Origin of the sequence: Paracidovorax konjaci (assembly GCF_900112675.1) — a bacterium.
GTDB classification, from domain to species: Bacteria; Pseudomonadota; Gammaproteobacteria; order Burkholderiales; family Burkholderiaceae_C; genus Paracidovorax; species Paracidovorax konjaci.
Genome location: NZ_FOMQ01000022.1, coordinates 1 through 15,227, shown reverse-complemented (window position 1 = coordinate 15,227; position 15,227 = coordinate 1). Strand labels below are relative to the sequence as shown.

Annotated in this window: 12 protein-coding genes; 7 read left to right on the top strand and 5 right to left on the bottom strand. The window is 72.1% G+C overall.

Annotated elements, in window-relative coordinates; all coding sequences use genetic code 11:
- The first annotated feature begins 7 nt into the window (after window positions 1-7).
- Window positions 8-1,492, top strand: coding sequence for an efflux transporter outer membrane subunit (locus BM144_RS21255; RefSeq protein WP_092957347.1), 1,485 nt, complete (start codon window positions 8-10; stop codon window positions 1,490-1,492).
- 268 nt (window positions 1,493-1,760) lie between these two features.
- Window positions 1,761-2,657, top strand: a complete 897-nt coding sequence (locus BM144_RS21250) for a c-type cytochrome (protein ID WP_092957344.1) — start codon at window positions 1,761-1,763, stop codon at window positions 2,655-2,657.
- A 195-nt stretch (window positions 2,658-2,852) separates the two neighbouring features.
- On the opposite strand, the gene BM144_RS21245 is transcribed toward BM144_RS21250, so the two are convergent.
- Genes BM144_RS21245 through BM144_RS21235 form a run of 3 tightly spaced genes read right to left on the bottom strand, consistent with a single transcriptional unit; the run spans window position 2,853 to window position 5,009 of the window.
- Window positions 2,853-3,428 carry a DUF2946 family protein gene (locus BM144_RS21245; RefSeq protein WP_092957341.1) on the bottom strand — a complete coding sequence of 192 codons (576 nt, stop codon included), beginning with the start codon at window positions 3,426-3,428 and terminating at the stop codon, window positions 2,853-2,855.
- Window positions 3,421-4,503 carry a YheT family hydrolase gene (locus tag BM144_RS21240; protein ID WP_092957338.1) on the bottom strand — a complete coding sequence of 361 codons (1,083 nt, stop codon included), beginning with the start codon at window positions 4,501-4,503 and terminating at the stop codon, window positions 3,421-3,423. Before BM144_RS21240 ends, BM144_RS21245 begins: the two co-directional genes overlap by 8 nt.
- A 50-nt stretch (window positions 4,504-4,553) precedes the next feature.
- Entirely contained in the window at window positions 4,554-5,009 is a 456-nt protein-coding gene (locus BM144_RS21235) for a YybH family protein (RefSeq protein ID WP_092957335.1), read from the bottom strand.
- Window positions 5,010-5,246: 237 nt separating this feature from the next.
- Between BM144_RS21235 and BM144_RS21230 the strand changes: the two genes are divergently transcribed.
- From BM144_RS21230 to BM144_RS21210, 5 genes are all read left to right on the top strand, one after another.
- Window positions 5,247-5,855 (top strand): LemA family protein, encoded by a 609-nt coding sequence (locus tag BM144_RS21230; protein ID WP_092957332.1) that lies wholly within the window; start codon window positions 5,247-5,249, stop codon window positions 5,853-5,855.
- Between the two features lie 37 nt (window positions 5,856-5,892).
- A complete protein-coding gene (locus BM144_RS21225; RefSeq protein ID WP_092957329.1) occupies window positions 5,893-6,822 on the top strand; it encodes a TPM domain-containing protein in 930 nt (309 codons plus the stop codon).
- Window positions 6,823-6,873: 51 nt separating this feature from the next.
- Entirely contained in the window at window positions 6,874-7,449 is a 576-nt protein-coding gene (locus BM144_RS21220) for a TPM domain-containing protein (RefSeq protein ID WP_092957326.1), read from the top strand.
- 350 nt (window positions 7,450-7,799) lie between these two features.
- A complete protein-coding gene (locus BM144_RS21215) occupies window positions 7,800-9,272 on the top strand; it encodes an NEL-type E3 ubiquitin ligase domain-containing protein (RefSeq protein ID WP_175526100.1) in 1,473 nt (490 codons plus the stop codon).
- Window positions 9,273-9,679: 407 nt separating this feature from the next.
- Window positions 9,680-11,125, top strand: a complete 1,446-nt coding sequence (locus tag BM144_RS21210; protein ID WP_139225802.1) for an NEL-type E3 ubiquitin ligase domain-containing protein — start codon at window positions 9,680-9,682, stop codon at window positions 11,123-11,125.
- A 21-nt stretch (window positions 11,126-11,146) separates the two neighbouring features.
- Here the strand turns inward: BM144_RS21210 and pdeM are convergent, their stop codons facing one another.
- Both pdeM and BM144_RS21200 read right to left on the bottom strand, forming a co-directional pair.
- Complete coding sequence (gene pdeM, locus BM144_RS21205; RefSeq protein ID WP_175526099.1) at window positions 11,147-11,833, bottom strand: ligase-associated DNA damage response endonuclease PdeM; 687 nt, start codon at window positions 11,831-11,833, stop codon at window positions 11,147-11,149.
- Window positions 11,834-11,935: 102 nt separating this feature from the next.
- Window positions 11,936-15,007: a ligase-associated DNA damage response DEXH box helicase gene (locus BM144_RS21200; RefSeq protein WP_092957315.1), complete on the bottom strand. Its 3,072-nt coding sequence runs from the start codon at window positions 15,005-15,007 to the stop codon at window positions 11,936-11,938.
- Window positions 15,008-15,227: the final 220 nt, after the last annotated feature.

Genomic DNA, 15,227 nt, shown 5'->3' with positions numbered 1-15,227 from the left:
CCACACCATGCAAGCTACCCTTCGCGCGCCCCGTGCGCGCCCCTTCCTCCTCTCCGCCGTGGCAGCGGCCGCGCTGCTGGCCGGCTGCAGCTTCATCCCCACCTACGAGCGCCCCGCGGCGCCCGTGCCCGAGGCCTACGCGGCCGCGGGGGTGGCGGCCCCCGCAGGCGCCAAGGCGGCGGCCGACATCGACTGGCACGAGTACTTCACCGACCCGCGCCTGCAGCGCCTGATCGCGCTGTCGCTGGAGAACAACCGCGACCTGCGTGTGGCCGTGCTCAACATCGAGCAGGCCCGCGCGCAGTTCCAGATCCAGCGCGCGGGACAGTTCCCCACGGTGAACGCCGCCGTGAACGCCTCGCGCCAGCCCAGCACCACCACGGGCAGCTACGTGAACAACTACCAGGTGGGGCTTGCCGTCTCGGCCTGGGAGATCGACTTCTTCGGCCGCATCGCGGCGCTGAAGGAGCAGGCGCTCGCGCAGTACTTCGCCACCGAAGAGGCGCGCCGCTCCACGCAGATCAGCCTCGTCTCCTCCGTGGCGGCGGCCTGGTTCAACCTGCTGGCCGACGAGGAGCTGCTCGACATCTCGCGCCGCACGCTGCAGACCCGCGAGGAATCGGTCAAGCTCACGCGGCTGCGGCTGGAGAACGGGGTCAGCTCCGAACTCGACAACAGCCAGGCCGAGGGCCTGGCCCAGGCCGCACGCGCCACCTTCGCGCAGCAGCAGCGCCAGCGCATGCAGGACGAGAACGCCCTCGCCCTGCTGCTGGGCCAGCCCCTGCCGCAGGACATCCGGGCCACCCTGGATTCCCGCACGCGCCTGGCCGACGCGCCCGCGATGCCCGGGCTGCCCGGGCTGCCGGCCGGCCTGCCGTCCGACCTGCTCGGGAGGCGCCCGGACATCCGCCAGGCCGAGCAGCAGCTCGTGGCCGCCAACGCCAACATCGGCGCGGCGCGCGCGGCATTCTTCCCGCGCATCTCGCTCACGGCGAGCGCGGGCACGGTGAGCGACGAGCTGTCGGGCCTCTTCAAGAGCGGCACCTGGGCGTTCTCGCTGGCGCCGCAGCTGGCGCTGCCGATCTTCGACGCCGGCCGCAACCAGGCCACGCTGGAGTCGGCGCGCGCGGGCCGCGACATCGCCGTGGCGCAGTACGAGAAGTCGATCCAGACGGCGTTCCGCGAGGTGTCGGACGCGCTGGCGGGCCAGGCCACGCTGGGCGACCAGTTCGCCGCGCAGCGCGCCCAGGCCGCGGCCGATGCCAAGCGCTTCGAGCTGTCCGACCTGCGCTACCGCAACGGCGTGGCCAGCTACCTTGATCTGCTGGATGCGCAGCGCTCGCTGTTCACCTCCGAGCAACTGGTCGTGCAGACGCGCCTCCTGCAATTGCAGAACCAGATCACGCTCTACAAGGTGCTGGGCGGCGGCTGGACGCCCCCGCAGGATGGCGGCGCCGCAACGCCCGCAGCCGGGCCGGTGCCGCGCTCCTGAGCCGCCCGCCCGCGGCTCCTCTCCTTCCGAAGGCGCCCCCGTGGCGCCTTTTTCGTTGTTGGCGCGGGCAACAAACTGCCGCGGCCCCCGGGCGGGCGGTCCCACCCGCCCGCCTGCAGCGCCGAAAAAGGCCCTCGACGGCCTTGCGCGCTTCTTGACCCAGCGCAAGGGTGTTGCGGCTGGCCGTTTTCCCTAACGGCCGGCGCAGGGGGCCCTTCCTATAATCGCCGGCTGGTTCCGCCAGACACACTCCACAGAGGACCACCTCATGAGCGACACCCCCCACGAAGAAGCGCACACCGGCCCGATCAAGAACCCCCGCCAGCTGCTATGGACGGTGTTTTTCTGCTTCGTGGTTCCCATCTTCGCCATCATCGGCCTCGTGGTCTACGTCACGTCGGGCAACAAGCCGGCACAGGGCACAGGCAACCCCGAACGGGCGCTGGCCGAGCGTATCCAGAAGGTGGGCATGGTCGAAGTGCGCGATGCCAACCGGCCGCTGCGCCCCGGCGAGGAAGTCTTCAAGGGCCAGTGCGCCGCCTGCCACGCCACCGGTGCCGCGGGCGCGCCCAAGCTCGGCGATGCGGCCGCCTGGGGTCCGCGCATCCAGACCGGCTTCGAGGCGCTGGTGCATTCCGCACTGGCCGGCAAGGGCGCCATGGCACCGCAGGGCGGCGGCGATTTCAACGACACCGAGATCGCGCGCGGCGTGGCCTACATGGCCAATGCGGCCGGCGGCAAGTTCCCCGAGCCCGCCGCACCGGCGGCCGGCGGCGCATCCGCTCCGGCCGAAGCGCAGGCGGGCTCGGCCTCCGGCGCCCCCTCCCCCGCAGCCCCGGCCGTGACCGCCGCGGCCCAGGCGGCTCCTGCGCCCGCCGCAGCCCCTGCGGCCGCCACCGCGACGGCCCCCGCCGCAGCCGTGGCCGCCGGTGCGGGTGAAGCCCTCTACAAGCAGGCCTGCCAGGTATGCCACGCGGCCGGCGTGGCCGGTGCGCCGAAGTTCGGCGACAAGGCCTCCTGGGCCGAGCGCCTAAAGGACGGCATCGACGGCATGACCCGCATCGCCATCGCGGGCAAGGGCGCCATGCCCCCGCGCGGCGGCACGCAGGCCTCGGACGCCGAGATCCGCGCCGCGGTCGAATACATGGCCAACGCCGTCAAGTGACGGCACGCGGGCCGGGCCCTTCGGGGGCCACGGCCCTTCCGCGCAGCACGAGCCGGTCCCCGCGACCGGCTTTTTCATGCCCGCCGCACACCGGGGATCGGGCCCCTCGCGCGCGGCGGCACGGCCCGGCTCGCTGAAAAGAAAAGAAGCCCGGGCCGGGTGGACCCGGTGCGCGCCCGGGGAATGCGCGGCGCGCTACACCCGGAACTGCGAGGGCCGCGGCACGTACCCGTACCGGCGCGGCAGGTCGGCCGACTGCACGGGCACCGGCTCCCACAGGCCCTGCTCCACCGCGCGCGCGGCCAGCTCCATGTCGAGCGTGTGCACGAGGCCGACCACGCTGCCGTCGAACAGGTAGAGGCGCCCGGCCTCGTCGAGCAGGCACTCCTGCACGGCCGAGCGCCGTCCGGTGTGCGCCACGATGGCGAAGCGTTCGGCATCCCCGGCCGCCGCGGTGTCCGGGCCCTCGGCCGGCGGCGCTTCGCTTTCGATGCGCCAGACCACCGGCGTGGTCTCCAGTTCCACGTACACGCGCTGGGGCCCGTTCTGGAAGAACCAGCGGCCCTGCGCGTCGGCTTCGTAGTTGCGGTGGATGAAATCGATGAGTTTCTCGTGCTGCAGCAGCGCGCCGCGCGCCTCCGGGAAGGGGCCCTGCGCCTGCACGGCGTCGTCGCGCATGAACCAGCGGCCGCGCGCGTCGAGGCCCAGCCAGCCGTAGCAGTCGGGGACGTTGGGCCACCGCGCGATGGCCTGCTTGACGATGTCATCCATGGGGCGATCCTAGGCCGGCCCGGGCGCCGCCGGCGTAGGCGGGTGCCCCGGCGGCTCCGGCGGGCGGCAGGCCCGCCTGTTCCGCGAGCCAGTCGGCCACGGCCTCGGGCATGGCCTGCACGCGGCCGGGCAGCCGCCCGTGCGCGAAGCCCACGTGCCCGCCGTGCGGCGGCTGCCAGAGCGTGACGTGCGCGCCGACCTCGTGGGCGCGCGGCAGGCTGGCCGCGGGCACGAAGGGGTCGTTGCGCGCGTTCACGGCCAGCGCGGGAATGCGGATGTCGGCCAGCAGCGGCTGGGCGGACGCGCGGCGCCAGTAGTCGTCGGCATCGCGGAAGCCGTGCAGCGGCGCGGTGAAGACGTCGTCGAAGGCGTGCAGGTCGCGCGCGGCGCGCAGGGTTTCGCGGTCGAAGAGGCCCGGATGCTGCTGCCATTTGGCCAGCGCCTTGGGCACCATGGTGCGCAGGAACATGCGCGTGTAGACCTGCCGGTTGAAGCCCCGGCCGATCGCGTGCCCGCCCGCGGCCAGGTCGAGCGGCGAGCAGATGGCCGCCACCGCGTCGGCGCTGCGCGCGGCCTCGGCGCCGTGCTCGGCCGCCCAGCGCAGCAGCGCGTTGCCGCCCAGCGAGACGCCCGCCACGATGACCGGCGCCCGCGGCCCCGTGCCCGCACCGCCGGGCCGCTGGCGCGCGGCCATGCGCGCGAGGATCCAGTCGATCTCCGCATGGTCGCCCGAGTGGTAGGCACGCGGCGCCAGGTTGATCTCGCCGCTGCAGCCCCGGAAATGCGGCACCGCGCAATCCCACCCGCGCGCCCGGGCCACGCCCGCGAACGCCTCGGCGTAGTGGCTGCGCGAGGAGCCCTCCAGCCCGTGGAAGAGCACGAGCAGCGGGCGCGGGCCCGCGGCCGGCGCGCCGCCCCCGTCCAGGAAATCCACGTCCACGAAATCCCCGTCCGGCGCCGTCCAGCGCTCGCGCCGGTAGGCCGGCGGGCCGGCGTCCCCGCGCCGCGCGGCCAGGGCCGGCCAGATGGTCTGGAGGTGCCCGCCGGGCAGCCACCGTGGCGCTACATATTTCATAGCAAACTATTGAATGGATCCGGCGGCATGGGCACGAAAACGCTGAAAGATCAGTGCAGCACCGGGGGCACGGGCCCGGCCACGGCCACCGCCTCGTGCACGGTGCCGGGGCTGGCGTGGTGGGCCACCAGGCGCCAGCCCTGCGGGGTCTTGTGGTAGACATTGGTGGACTGCACCAGCGCTTCGCGCACGTCGCCCTCCAGGCGCACCTCGACGTGCTCCACAACGCTGTGCACGGCGCTCGCGAGCGCCTGCACGCGGTGCACCTGCGCGGGCTTGGCCCGCAGCCCGCCGTGCGCGAACATGGCCGCGAACGCCGCGCGGATGGCCCCCGCGCCCAGCAGCCGGGGGCCGCCGGGGTTCACGCAGACGATGTCGTCCTCCTCGGCCCAGCAGGCCATGAAGCGGTCGATGTCGCCGGCCTGCAGTGCCTCGTAGAAGGCGGCCTCGGTCTCATCGGCGGAGCCGCCCACCAGGGCGGCGCGGTAAGGGGTGCGTGGGCTCATGGGTCAGGTCCGGGCGTGGGGCCGGCTTTCGGGCCGGGCGGAAAGAAGCCGCCATTGTCGGAAATTCGGCCCGCGCCTGCACCCGCCTTCTGCGCTGCCGCCGGTCCGCGCGCCGGCCGCGGATGCGCTTTCGTCGTACGCGGGCCACGGTCCGGCTGCGGCAGAATGGCCCGGCGCTGGCGCGGACGGGGCACGTCGCCCCCGGTCCAACTCCCCCGCCCGGCGACCGCACACACCATGAAACGCCTCATCGCCACCCTCGCCGCCGTGCTGGCCCTCTCGGGCTGCGGCTACAACGACTTCCAGCGCCTGGACGAGCAGAGCAAGGCCGCCTGGAGCGAAGTGCTCAACCAGTACCAGCGCCGCGCCGACCTCGTCCCCAACATCGTCGCCACCGTCAAGGGCGAGGCCGCGTTCGAGCAGGACACGCTCACCAAGGTGGTGGAGGCGCGCGCCAAGGCCACCTCGATCCAGGTGACGCCGGAGACGCTCAACAACCCCGAGGCGTTCAACAAGTTCCAGCAGGCGCAGGGCGAGCTGTCCTCGGCGCTCTCGCGGCTCATGGTGGTGGCCGAGCGCTATCCGCAGCTGCAGGCCAACCAGGGCTTCCGCGACCTGCGCGTGACGCTGGAGGGCACCGAGAACCGCATCACCGTGGCGCGCAACCGCTACATCCAGACCGTGCAGGAATACAACGTGCTCGCGCGCAGCTTCCCCACCAACCTCACGGCCAAGGTCTTCAGCTACGACCCCAAGCCGAGCTTCACCGTGCAGAACGAGGCGCAGATCAGCACGCCGCCCGCGGTGGATTTCTCGCGCCCCGCAGCCCCCGCCGCATCGCGCTGACCGGCCACCGCCGCGGCGCACAGACCACAGGCCATCCATGCTCCATGCCGGCGTATTCCGGTCGTTCATTGCTATTTTTTGCATAGCAATCGGGTTGTGCGCCGCGCCCGCCCGGGCGCAGCGCGCGGTGCCGCCGCTCACGGCCCACCTGGTCGACGAGACCGGCACGCTCGGCGCTGCCGAGCGCGAGCGCCTGGAAGCCCGGCTCGCGGGCATCGAGCAGCGCCAGGGCACGCAGATCGCCGTGCTGATGGTGCGCAGCACGGCGCCGGAGGACATCGCGGCCTTCGCCAACCGCGTGGGCAATGCCTGGAAGATCGGCCGCCGCGACGTGGGCGACGGCGTGCTCGTGGTGGTCGCGAAGGACGACCGCCGCATGCGCATCGAGGTGGCCAAGGCGCTGGAAGGCGCCATCCCCGACATTGCCGCCGCACGCATCGTCGACGAGGCCATGAAGCCGCGCTTCCGCGAAGGCGACTTCGCGGGCGGGCTCGACGCCGCCATCGGCCAGCTCAGCGCGCGCATCGCGGGCGAGAACCTGCCCGTGCCGGCCGCCAAGCCCCAGGGCGCCCGCGGCGAGCGCGGCGTGGACTGGAGCGACTTCGCGATCTTCCTGTTCTTCGGCGTGATGGTCGGCGGCCCCGTGGCGCGCGGCATCTTCGGCAACCGCGCGGGCGGGCTGCTCATGGGCGGCGCCGTCGGGCTGTTCGCCTTCCTGTTCACCACCAGCCTGCTGCTCGCGGTGGGCGCGGGCGCGCTGGCACTCCTCTACACATGGCTCTTCGGCGGGCGCGGCGTGGCCACGGGCCGCCGCGGCGGGCTGCGGGACGGTTTCTCCACGGGCCTGGGCACCGGCATCGGCATGGGCGGCTGGAGCAGCGGGGGAAGCAGCAGCGGCGATGGCGGCGGCTTCAGCTCGGGCGGTGGCGGCGACTTCGGGGGCGGCGGCGCCTCGGGCGACTGGTAAGCCCCTCTCACCGTCCTCCCCCTGAAACCTTCTCCTTCTGCGGACACCCCCATGCCCTCCAGCCCCCGCTCCCCTGCCCCGCCTCAACCTCCCGGGCTGCCGGCGCGGATCGCGCGCCTCGTGCGCCACCGCTGGGCCGAGGGCGGCCTGCACCGCGCGCTGCCGCCCGATCTGCTCGAACGCCTCGCGCGCCGCGTGGCCGCGAGCGAGGCACGCCACACGGGCCAGATCCGCATCTGCGCCGAGGGCGGCCTGCCCACCAGCTACCTCTGGCGCGGGGCCGCCGCGCGCGAACGCGCCGTGACGCTCTTCGGCAAGCTGCGCGTGTGGGATACCGAGCACAACAACGGCGTGCTCATCTACCTGCTCCTGGCCGAGCACGCCATCGAGATCGTGGCCGACCGGGCCCTCGCGCGCACCGTGCCGCCCGACACCTGGCGCGCGATGGTCGAGGGCATGGGCGGCGCCTTCCGGGACGGCCGCTACGAAGACGGGCTCACCCAGGCGCTGTCGGAGGTGTCGGCGCTGCTGGCCGAGCATTTCCCGGCCGGGCCGGGCGCGCGCGAGGCGGACGGGCTGCCCGATGCGCCAGTGCTCGGCGGCAACGCACTCCCGAAGGACCGTTAGCCCAGGCCGCCACAGCCTTGCCTGCACTTCGCGGAGCGGGCAAACGCTGCGCGCGCACCGAACGTGCGCTGCCGCAGCCGTGCGAGCATGGCAGCCATTGCCTGCGACCGTACGGCCCGAAAGCACGCCCCATGGACCCCCTCAGACCCTCCAGCCGCGCCAGCGTGCGCGCACGCAGCCCCGGCTCTGGCGCCGATAGCGATAGCGACGCTTCACCGTCGCGGCGGGTGCGCCCCCGTACGGCGCATCCGGGGGCCGGCCTGGCCGGATTCCCCCCGGCCCGAAGCGCCGCCGAAGAAAGCTCTGCCTCGACCGATGCCAACAGCCCCGCGCGACCACCACGTGCCGCCGTGCCACTGCGCCGCTCGCCAAACCCTTCCACCCCCTCGGCTGCAGATACCGCTGCCGGCAGCAGTGACGGCCCCCGCACCGGCAGCCCGGTTCGTGAAACCCCGGGCCCGAGCGCCTGGGCTCTCGAAGCACCCGGACGGCTGGAGCAGGAACTCGCGGCACTGGGCCTGCAAGGCCCCCCGAGCCGCGATCACTTCCTGCCCCTGGTCTTGCTGGCCGCGCAGCGCCCGGATCTCGAGTCCCGCATCCGGGGGGCGACGACAGCCCTGGCCTTGCACCAAGGGGCAGGGCCCGAGGTCGAAGCGGTATTGCGGCCCCTCTGGCCCACCCTTCAACTGGCCGGCCCCGCCGGTGCCCGTGTGATCGAGCACATCCTGAATCCCGCCGGTGTTTTCGAGATCGACGGGGCGTCCTCGGACGATGAGGCTCCGGGCCTCGACGACGATCCCGGCAGCCTCGAGGAAGACCTGGAACGGCTGGGCGCACCGCTGGGCCATCAAATCCAGGCCTGGCTCGGCGATGCCGCCCAGGCCGCCACCGCAAACCCCCATGTCTTCGACGATGAAGAATGTGCACCGGCTTTTGCCCGGCTGCTGGAACGCCTGCAACAGGAAGCCGTGCCGGAAGCCACGCCGGCGGCACGACAACGGATGGAATCCCAGGTGAAGGCCGCCATCATGGCGATGGCGCGGGATACCGCACTGCGCCGCGAGGTCTTCTTGATCTCGCAGACCGCCCTGGGCGATTGCCGGGACAACCTGCTGGAGGGTTTCTCCAAGGTCATGCTGGCCGTGCGCAACCGCCAGATGCTGGCAGCCGTGCGCAGCGGCAGGATGGACGAGGGCAAGCTCCATCTCTGGACGGGCCAACAATTCAGATTGGCCTTGCTGGAAACCGCCACGGGCCAGCTCATCGGCCAGTTGCAACAGCAAGGTGCCGACCTGCCTCCCTGGGACCGGGACCGACTGCAGAGCGACCCCTTGGAAACGCTGGCCGACGCCAAGGCGCAACTGAAGCGGCCCCTCGGCCTGCCACAGGACACCGCAGAAGATCTGACGAGCTACGACATGAGCGTGCTGCAGCCGCAGCACATCGAGGCTTTGCGCACCCAGGTGCTGCGGGAGGCGGCAGACCCGCAGTCCTTCCAGAATTTCTTGCTCGAACACGATACCTGGCGTACCTGCATGCAGGCGCTGCATCCCGCGATCTTCCAGCCGCTGGTGGCAGCCCGGGACGCAGATCCCTTCCACGACATGGATCCCCCGGACGACCTCGAAAGCCCGGCCGCATTCGCCTACGCGCAGGCCGGCCGCAAGGTCTACGAGGACTGGCAGGCATCGGTGCAGCAGGCGCTGGCCAGCCTCGCGGAGCAGGCGGGAGGCGCTCTGCCACCGCCCCATCCGCCGCGCCCGCCTCAGGATCCCGGATCGTCGAGTGGCGCAGCGAAGCCCGAGCCGGCGCCTCCTGGCTGAGCCACACCGGTGAAGTCGGTGGTCCGGCGGATCGCCCACACCTGCCAAACGGCCACCGCCAAGGACCGCCAGCGCGCCGCGGCGCTGTTTTCGCATGGCAGATGATTTCTGCGTATGGCCGCGGGGCCGATCTGCCATGGCATCTCAGCATTGGGGCAACGCAGGCATCCTGAAGTGCCTCGGAAAGGCGATCCTTGGACCCGATAAGACATTCCGGCCGCACACGGCCACGCGAGCAACACACCGGCGCCAATGCAGGACCGGCGCGGAATGTGCACCCCCGAAGAGAGATCCGCGCAAACACACCACCGGGGCCGAGCCAGTCCGCCGTGGCGAGCGGCCCCCCCACTCGCGCGAATCGCGCTTCCGGAGTGCCGTTCACCTTGGCTCCCCGCAATCGGCCTCCCTTGCCGGACCTCAACGCAGCCCTGCCGCAATCGCCGCAACTGCCCGACCTCAACGCAGCCCTGCCGCAATCGCCGCAACTGCCCGACCTCAACGCAGCCCTGCCGCAATCGCCGCGACCGCAACGGCCCACTTCCGGACCGTCATCTCCCGCGCGGTCGGCGCCGGACCTGCTCACGCTGCCCTATGTCGACCCGGCAGAATTCGGACTCCACGGTGCCCCCCGTCCAGAGCAGGTCTTCCGGTTGCTAGACATCTTGAACGACCGTCCGGAGCAGGGGCCACGGGTACTCCGGGTGGCCGCAGACCTGCTGACCATATTGGGAGCACAGCCGGAACTGCGCGATGGACTGGAGGAGCGGTGGGACCGAGAAAGGTCGGCACACCCCGCCACGGCGTCGGCCATCCAGCAGTTGATGGACCAATTGGTCACCTTCGAACGCAACGACGTGGAATCCGACGACGAGGAAGAAGCGGACGTCGACGAAGAACTCTCCAAGGAGCTGATGCGCCAGACGGCGCCATTGAGCCAGGAAATAGCCCGGTGGATGTCCCATGATCCACGCGCGTCGGCGGCAGTCCCGGACACATTCGACGAAGACCCCCTAGCCCCTGCTTTCGCGCGGCTGCTGGCACGCTTGCACGAGCCCGGTCCGGAGGGGCCATCCACCGCCGTGGAGCAGCGGGCCGGTCAGGTCGCCTCCGTCATCGACGCGATTGCCCGCAGCAGCGATTTGCGGGAACAGGTCTTTCTGATCGCACAGACGGCATTGGGCAGTTGCCGGGACAACGTCCTGGAAGGCTTTTCGAAGATCCTGCTGGCAGTGCGCGACCACCAGATGGTCGACGAGATCCGCGCGGGCCGCGTGGACGCAACGCAGTTCCACCGCTGGGCGGGCCAACAGTTGCGGCTCTCTCTGCTGGAGAGCGAGGTCACGCGTTTCATCCACCAGGAACTGCAGCGACCGGACCTGCAGCCCTGGCTGCGCAAGCACCTCACGCGGGAGCCGCTGGAGACGCTGGTGCATGCCAAAGAGGCTCTGCGCAAGCGGCTCGACCTTCCGGAGGGCACCGTCTCCGGTATGACGGCACTGCAGGTCAGTGTGCTCAGTCCCCGGCATATCGCAGCATTGGAGCAGGCCGTGCGCCAGCAAGCGGGCGATCTGGACACGTGCAGCGAGTTCATGATGGGCCACTCCACCTGGCGTGCCGGTATGCAGGCTTTGCATCCGGCGCAGTTCCAGGCACTCCATGCCCTGCGCGACGCCGACCCCATCTACGTCGAAGATATTCCCGAGGACCTGGCAGGGCAGGCGGACTATGCGGGGCGTGCCCGGCTGGTCGAAGCGCACTGGCGGCAGCAGGAAGACCGGTTGCTGCGACGGCTGGCAGGCCTCGATACGCCGGCACCGCGTACCGCAGCGAAGCCCGGGCCGGCGACCGGCTGAACCACCACGCCCACCGGGAGTTCAAGGCCGCCCGGGCACCGCCCACACCCGCCCTGCGCCCACGGCGAAGAACCGCCGGCCATCCGCCGGCGCCACCGTCTGCCCGCCCGTGAATTCGCCGAAGGCCGGCAGCAGCGCCATCCCCGCATCCGCACCGCCGGCCGCGTCCACCACGAACGACGGCAGACGCAGCGCATCGCGCCCGGCCCCGCGCAGCACCACGGCGGGGTGCACGTGGCCCGCCAGCACGTGCAGCGATGCGTGCCGCTGCGGGTGGTGGCAGCACGCGAAGGGCCCGAGCGGCCAGGGCTCGTCGACGATCGCGATGCCCAGTTCCGGAGGGGGATCGCCGGCATGGCTGTCATGGTTGCCGCGCACCAGCACCACCTCCAGCGCCGCGTGCGCCGCGCGCCAGGCCGCGAGCGACGCCAGCACGGCCGGCGACCGCGCTTCGGCCGCGTGCAGGAAGTCGCCCAGCACCACGAGCCGCCGTGCGCCCTGCGCGGCGATGGACGCCGAAAGCCGTGCGAGGTTCTCGCGCGTGGTGCCCGAAGGCACCGGCAGGCCGCGAGCGCGGAAGGTGTCGGCCTTGCCGAAGTGCGCATCGGCGATGAAAAGCGTATGGCCCTCGGGCCACCAGAGGGCGCGCTCGGGGAGCAGGTGGACTTCGGTGCCGGCGAGGATGGCGGTGGCGGATGTACCGGTCAATGGGAGAGGTTCATGCTGTGCGGTGAAGGACGGGCCATTGTCCCCAATGCGGGGCCCGGCTGCGGCGAAGCGGCGGCCATGGCGTGTGTTCTCCGAGCCCGCTCACAGCCTCGGCAGCGGCCGCGAAGGCTTGCGCTCGCGGCGCCGGCCTGGTCGCGCGCCCGGCGCGCCGCTGCCGGCCTCTTCGGTGGACGTGAGCGAGAAATCCAGTGTGCGGCGCACGGCCTCGGCGGCCTGCTGCATGGCGGTTTCGGCCGGGGGCGGCGCCGCAGCGGTGCCTTGATCGGCGTCCTGGCCTGGCCCTTTTTTCGCTGCAGCGCGGCGGCGCGGCGGGCGCGCGGGCGGGTCCGGAGGCACTACGTCCTGCGGGGGCGGCGCGGCGGGGGCCGCGGTGCCGGCATCGGCGGCGGTGTCGAGCTGCGCGAGCATGCGCGCGATGCGGTCGGCCAGGTCCTCGTTGGTGAGCTTCTCGCGGAAACGCTCGACCATGAGCGGGAAGGCGAACGGGCTGGGCCGCGCGAGCGGCTTCACCACCAGGGCCTGCGCCTGCATGCGGCGCAGGGCCGCGAGCAACTGGGCCACGTCCAGTTCCTGGCTCAGCACTTCCTCGTCGGCCTGGCGCAGCAGCATGTTGCCGGCGTCGTACTTGCGGAAGACCTCGAAGAAGAGCTGCGAGGAGGCCTGCAGTTGGCGCGCGCTGCGGCGCTCGCCCGGGTGGCTCTGGAAGATGAGGCCGGCCACGCGTGCGATCTCGCGGAAGCGCCGGCGCGCCATCTCGGTGGCGTTGAGGCTGGCCAGCACCTCGTGCAGCAGCGCGTGGCGCTCCGCGTCTGCGGAGGCCTCGCCGCCACCGCCCTCCACCGCACCATGCGCTCCGGCCTCTTGCACGTCCTCTGCCCCGCCGTCCACGCCGCGGCCGGCCGCATCCTCGGCCTCGGCGCGTGCGGCATTCGCGGTGTTGCGGATTGCCAGGGCTTCGCGGGCCGCGATGCTGCCCGCTTCGGGCGCTCCGGCCGGGGTGGCGCGCGTGCGCAGCAGTTCGGGCAGCAGCGCGGCCCAGTCGCGCTCGGTGGCCGAGAGCAGCTCCAGCCCGTAGTCGTTCACGGCGATCGAGAACGTGCCCGCCTCGCCCTGCGCGGCGCGCCACGCGAACAGGCTCGCGAGCCCGGTGTGCGCGTGGCGCCCCGCGAAGGGGTAGAGAAAAAGGTGCCAGCCCTCGCGCGTGCGCAGCGTCTCGGCCAGCAGCGTGTCCGGCGTGGGCAGGGCCGACCAGCGCTGCTGCACGTCGAGCAGCGGGCGCACGCAGCGCAGCTCGGGCGTGCCGTAGCGCCCTTCGGCCGCCTGCGCGAGCTGCTGCACGACGAAGTCCGCGAGCACGGTGGACAGCGGCATGCGCGAGCCGGCCCAGCGCGGCACGGTGGGCCGGCCGCGCGCGGCACGGCGCACGTAGGCGGTCATGTCTTCGATCTTCACCATCTCCAGCACCTGGCCCGCGAAGACGAAGCAGTCGCCCGGCGAGAGGCGCGAGAGGAAGCTCTCCTCCATCGTGCCCAGCCGCGCGCCGTGCAGCACCTGCACGGCCATGCTGGCATCGCTCACGATGGTGCCGATGTTGGAGCGGTGGCGGCGCGCGAGCTTGGCGCTCGGCATGCGCCAGATGCCGTGCTCGTCCGGCGCCACGCGCTGGTAGTCGGGATAGATGGCGAGCGAGGGCCCGCCGCGGTGCACGAAGTCGAGGCACCACTGCCAGACGGCGCGCGGCAGGTCGCGGTAGGCCACGGTGCGGCGCACTTCGGCATACAGCGCCTCGGGCTCGAAGCCGCCGCCCAGCGCCACGGTGACGAGGTGCTGCACCAGCACGTCCACGGGCCTGCGCGGGCTGGCGCGCATCTCCACCTCGCCGGCCTGCACGGCGGCGCGCGCGGCGGCCGCCTCGACCAGCTCCAGGCTGTGCGTGGGCACGAGCGTGATGCGCGAGGGCCGGCCCGGCGCGTGGCCCGAGCGCCCCGCGCGCTGCAGCAGCCGCGCGATGCCCTTGGCCGAGCCGATCTGCAGCACGCGCTCCACGGGCAGGAAGTCCACGCCCAGGTCGAGGCTGCTCGTGCAGACCACGGCGCGCAGGCGCCCTTCCTTGAGCCCCGCCTCGACCCATTCGCGCACGCCGCGGTCCAGCGAGCCGTGGTGGATCGCCAGCTCGCCCGCCCAGTCGGGCCGCGCATCGAGGATGGCCTTGTACCAAAGCTCCGCCTGCGAGCGCACGTTCACGAAGACCAGCGTGGTCGTGGTGGACTCCAGTTCGCGCACCACGGCCGGCAGCATGCGCAGGCCCAGGTGCCCGGCCCACGAGAACCGCTCGGGATGGTCGGGCAGCAGGGTATCGACCACGAGGCGCTTGTCCACCTGGCCCTGCACCTGCACGCCGGCGGCTGCCGCCGCGTCGCCCAGCGGGGCCAGCAGGGTCTCGCGCGCCTCCGGCAGGTTGCCGAGCGTGGCTGACATGCCCCACACGCAGAGCCCCGGGTTCCAGCCCGCAAGCCGCGCCAGGGCGAGCTGCACCTGCACGCCGCGCTTGTTGCCCAGCAGCTCGTGCCATTCGTCGGCCACCACGAGCCGCACGGTGGACAGCAGCTCGCGCGCATCGCCCCGTGCGAGCAGCAGCGACAGGCTCTCGGGCGTGGTCACCAGCACCGTGGGCAGCCGCCGCGACTGCGCGCCGCGCTCGGCGCTGGTGGTGTCGCCGGTGCGTGCGCCCGAAGTCCAGCGGGCCAGCACCGGGTGCTGCCGCGCGGCGAGTTCATCCAGCGGCGTGCGCAGGGCCTTGAGCGTGTCGGCGGCTAGCGCGCGCATGGGGGTGAGCCACAGGACCGTGATAGGTTCGGGCGGAGGCGGCTTCCTGCTTGCTACTTTTTTAATAGCAAACTCTTCAATGGAATCGGCGGCATCTGGGGGGTTTTGCTTGGATTTCCTGGGCAGGATGCCGAAGGCCTGCAGGGCGCCGAGCCAGACGGCGTAGGTCTTGCCGGCGCCGGTGGTGGCGTGCAGCAGGCCGCTGCGGCCCTGGGCGAGGGCGCGCCAGACCTCGCGCTGGAAGGGGAAGGGGCGCCAGCCGCGCGTGGCGAGCCAGGCTTCCGCGAGGGGGCGGGGGCGTGGGGCGCGGGGGGTGGGGCTGGGCATGGGATTTTTAGGGGTATGCCGGCGGGTTCATTGGATAGTTTGCTATTGTTTTTGTAGTTGATAGGTGGTTACGTTCGGCTCTGCGGCTCTGCGCTGTGGCGGAGTTTTGTTTTGGGGTTGTTTCTCGGGGCCGGGTCTCGGCCCGGCGGCCGAGGCACTTTTCTTTGCTTCGCCAAAGAAAAGTACCCAAAAGAAAGGCGACCCTGCTGTCTGCGACCCC

Bases quoted from the DNA above. Each gene is read 5' to 3' on its own strand.
- BM144_RS21255 (WP_092957347.1), top strand. From the start codon at position 8: ATGCAAGCTACCCTTCGCGCGCCCCGTGCGCGCCCCTTCCTCCTCTCC.
- BM144_RS21250 (WP_092957344.1), top strand. From the start codon at position 1,761: ATGAGCGACACCCCCCACGAAGAAGCGCACACCGGCCCGATCAAGAAC.
- BM144_RS21245 (WP_092957341.1), bottom strand. From the start codon at position 3,428: ATGGATGACATCGTCAAGCAGGCCATCGCGCGGTGGCCCAACGTCCCC.
- BM144_RS21240 (WP_092957338.1), bottom strand. From the start codon at position 4,503: ATGAAATATGTAGCGCCACGGTGGCTGCCCGGCGGGCACCTCCAGACC.
- BM144_RS21235 (WP_092957335.1), bottom strand. From the start codon at position 5,009: ATGAGCCCACGCACCCCTTACCGCGCCGCCCTGGTGGGCGGCTCCGCC.
- BM144_RS21230 (WP_092957332.1), top strand. From the start codon at position 5,247: ATGAAACGCCTCATCGCCACCCTCGCCGCCGTGCTGGCCCTCTCGGGC.
- BM144_RS21225 (WP_092957329.1), top strand. From the start codon at position 5,893: ATGCTCCATGCCGGCGTATTCCGGTCGTTCATTGCTATTTTTTGCATA.
- BM144_RS21220 (WP_092957326.1), top strand. From the start codon at position 6,874: ATGCCCTCCAGCCCCCGCTCCCCTGCCCCGCCTCAACCTCCCGGGCTG.
- BM144_RS21200 (WP_092957315.1), bottom strand. From the start codon at position 15,007: ATGCCCAGCCCCACCCCCCGCGCCCCACGCCCCCGCCCCCTCGCGGAA.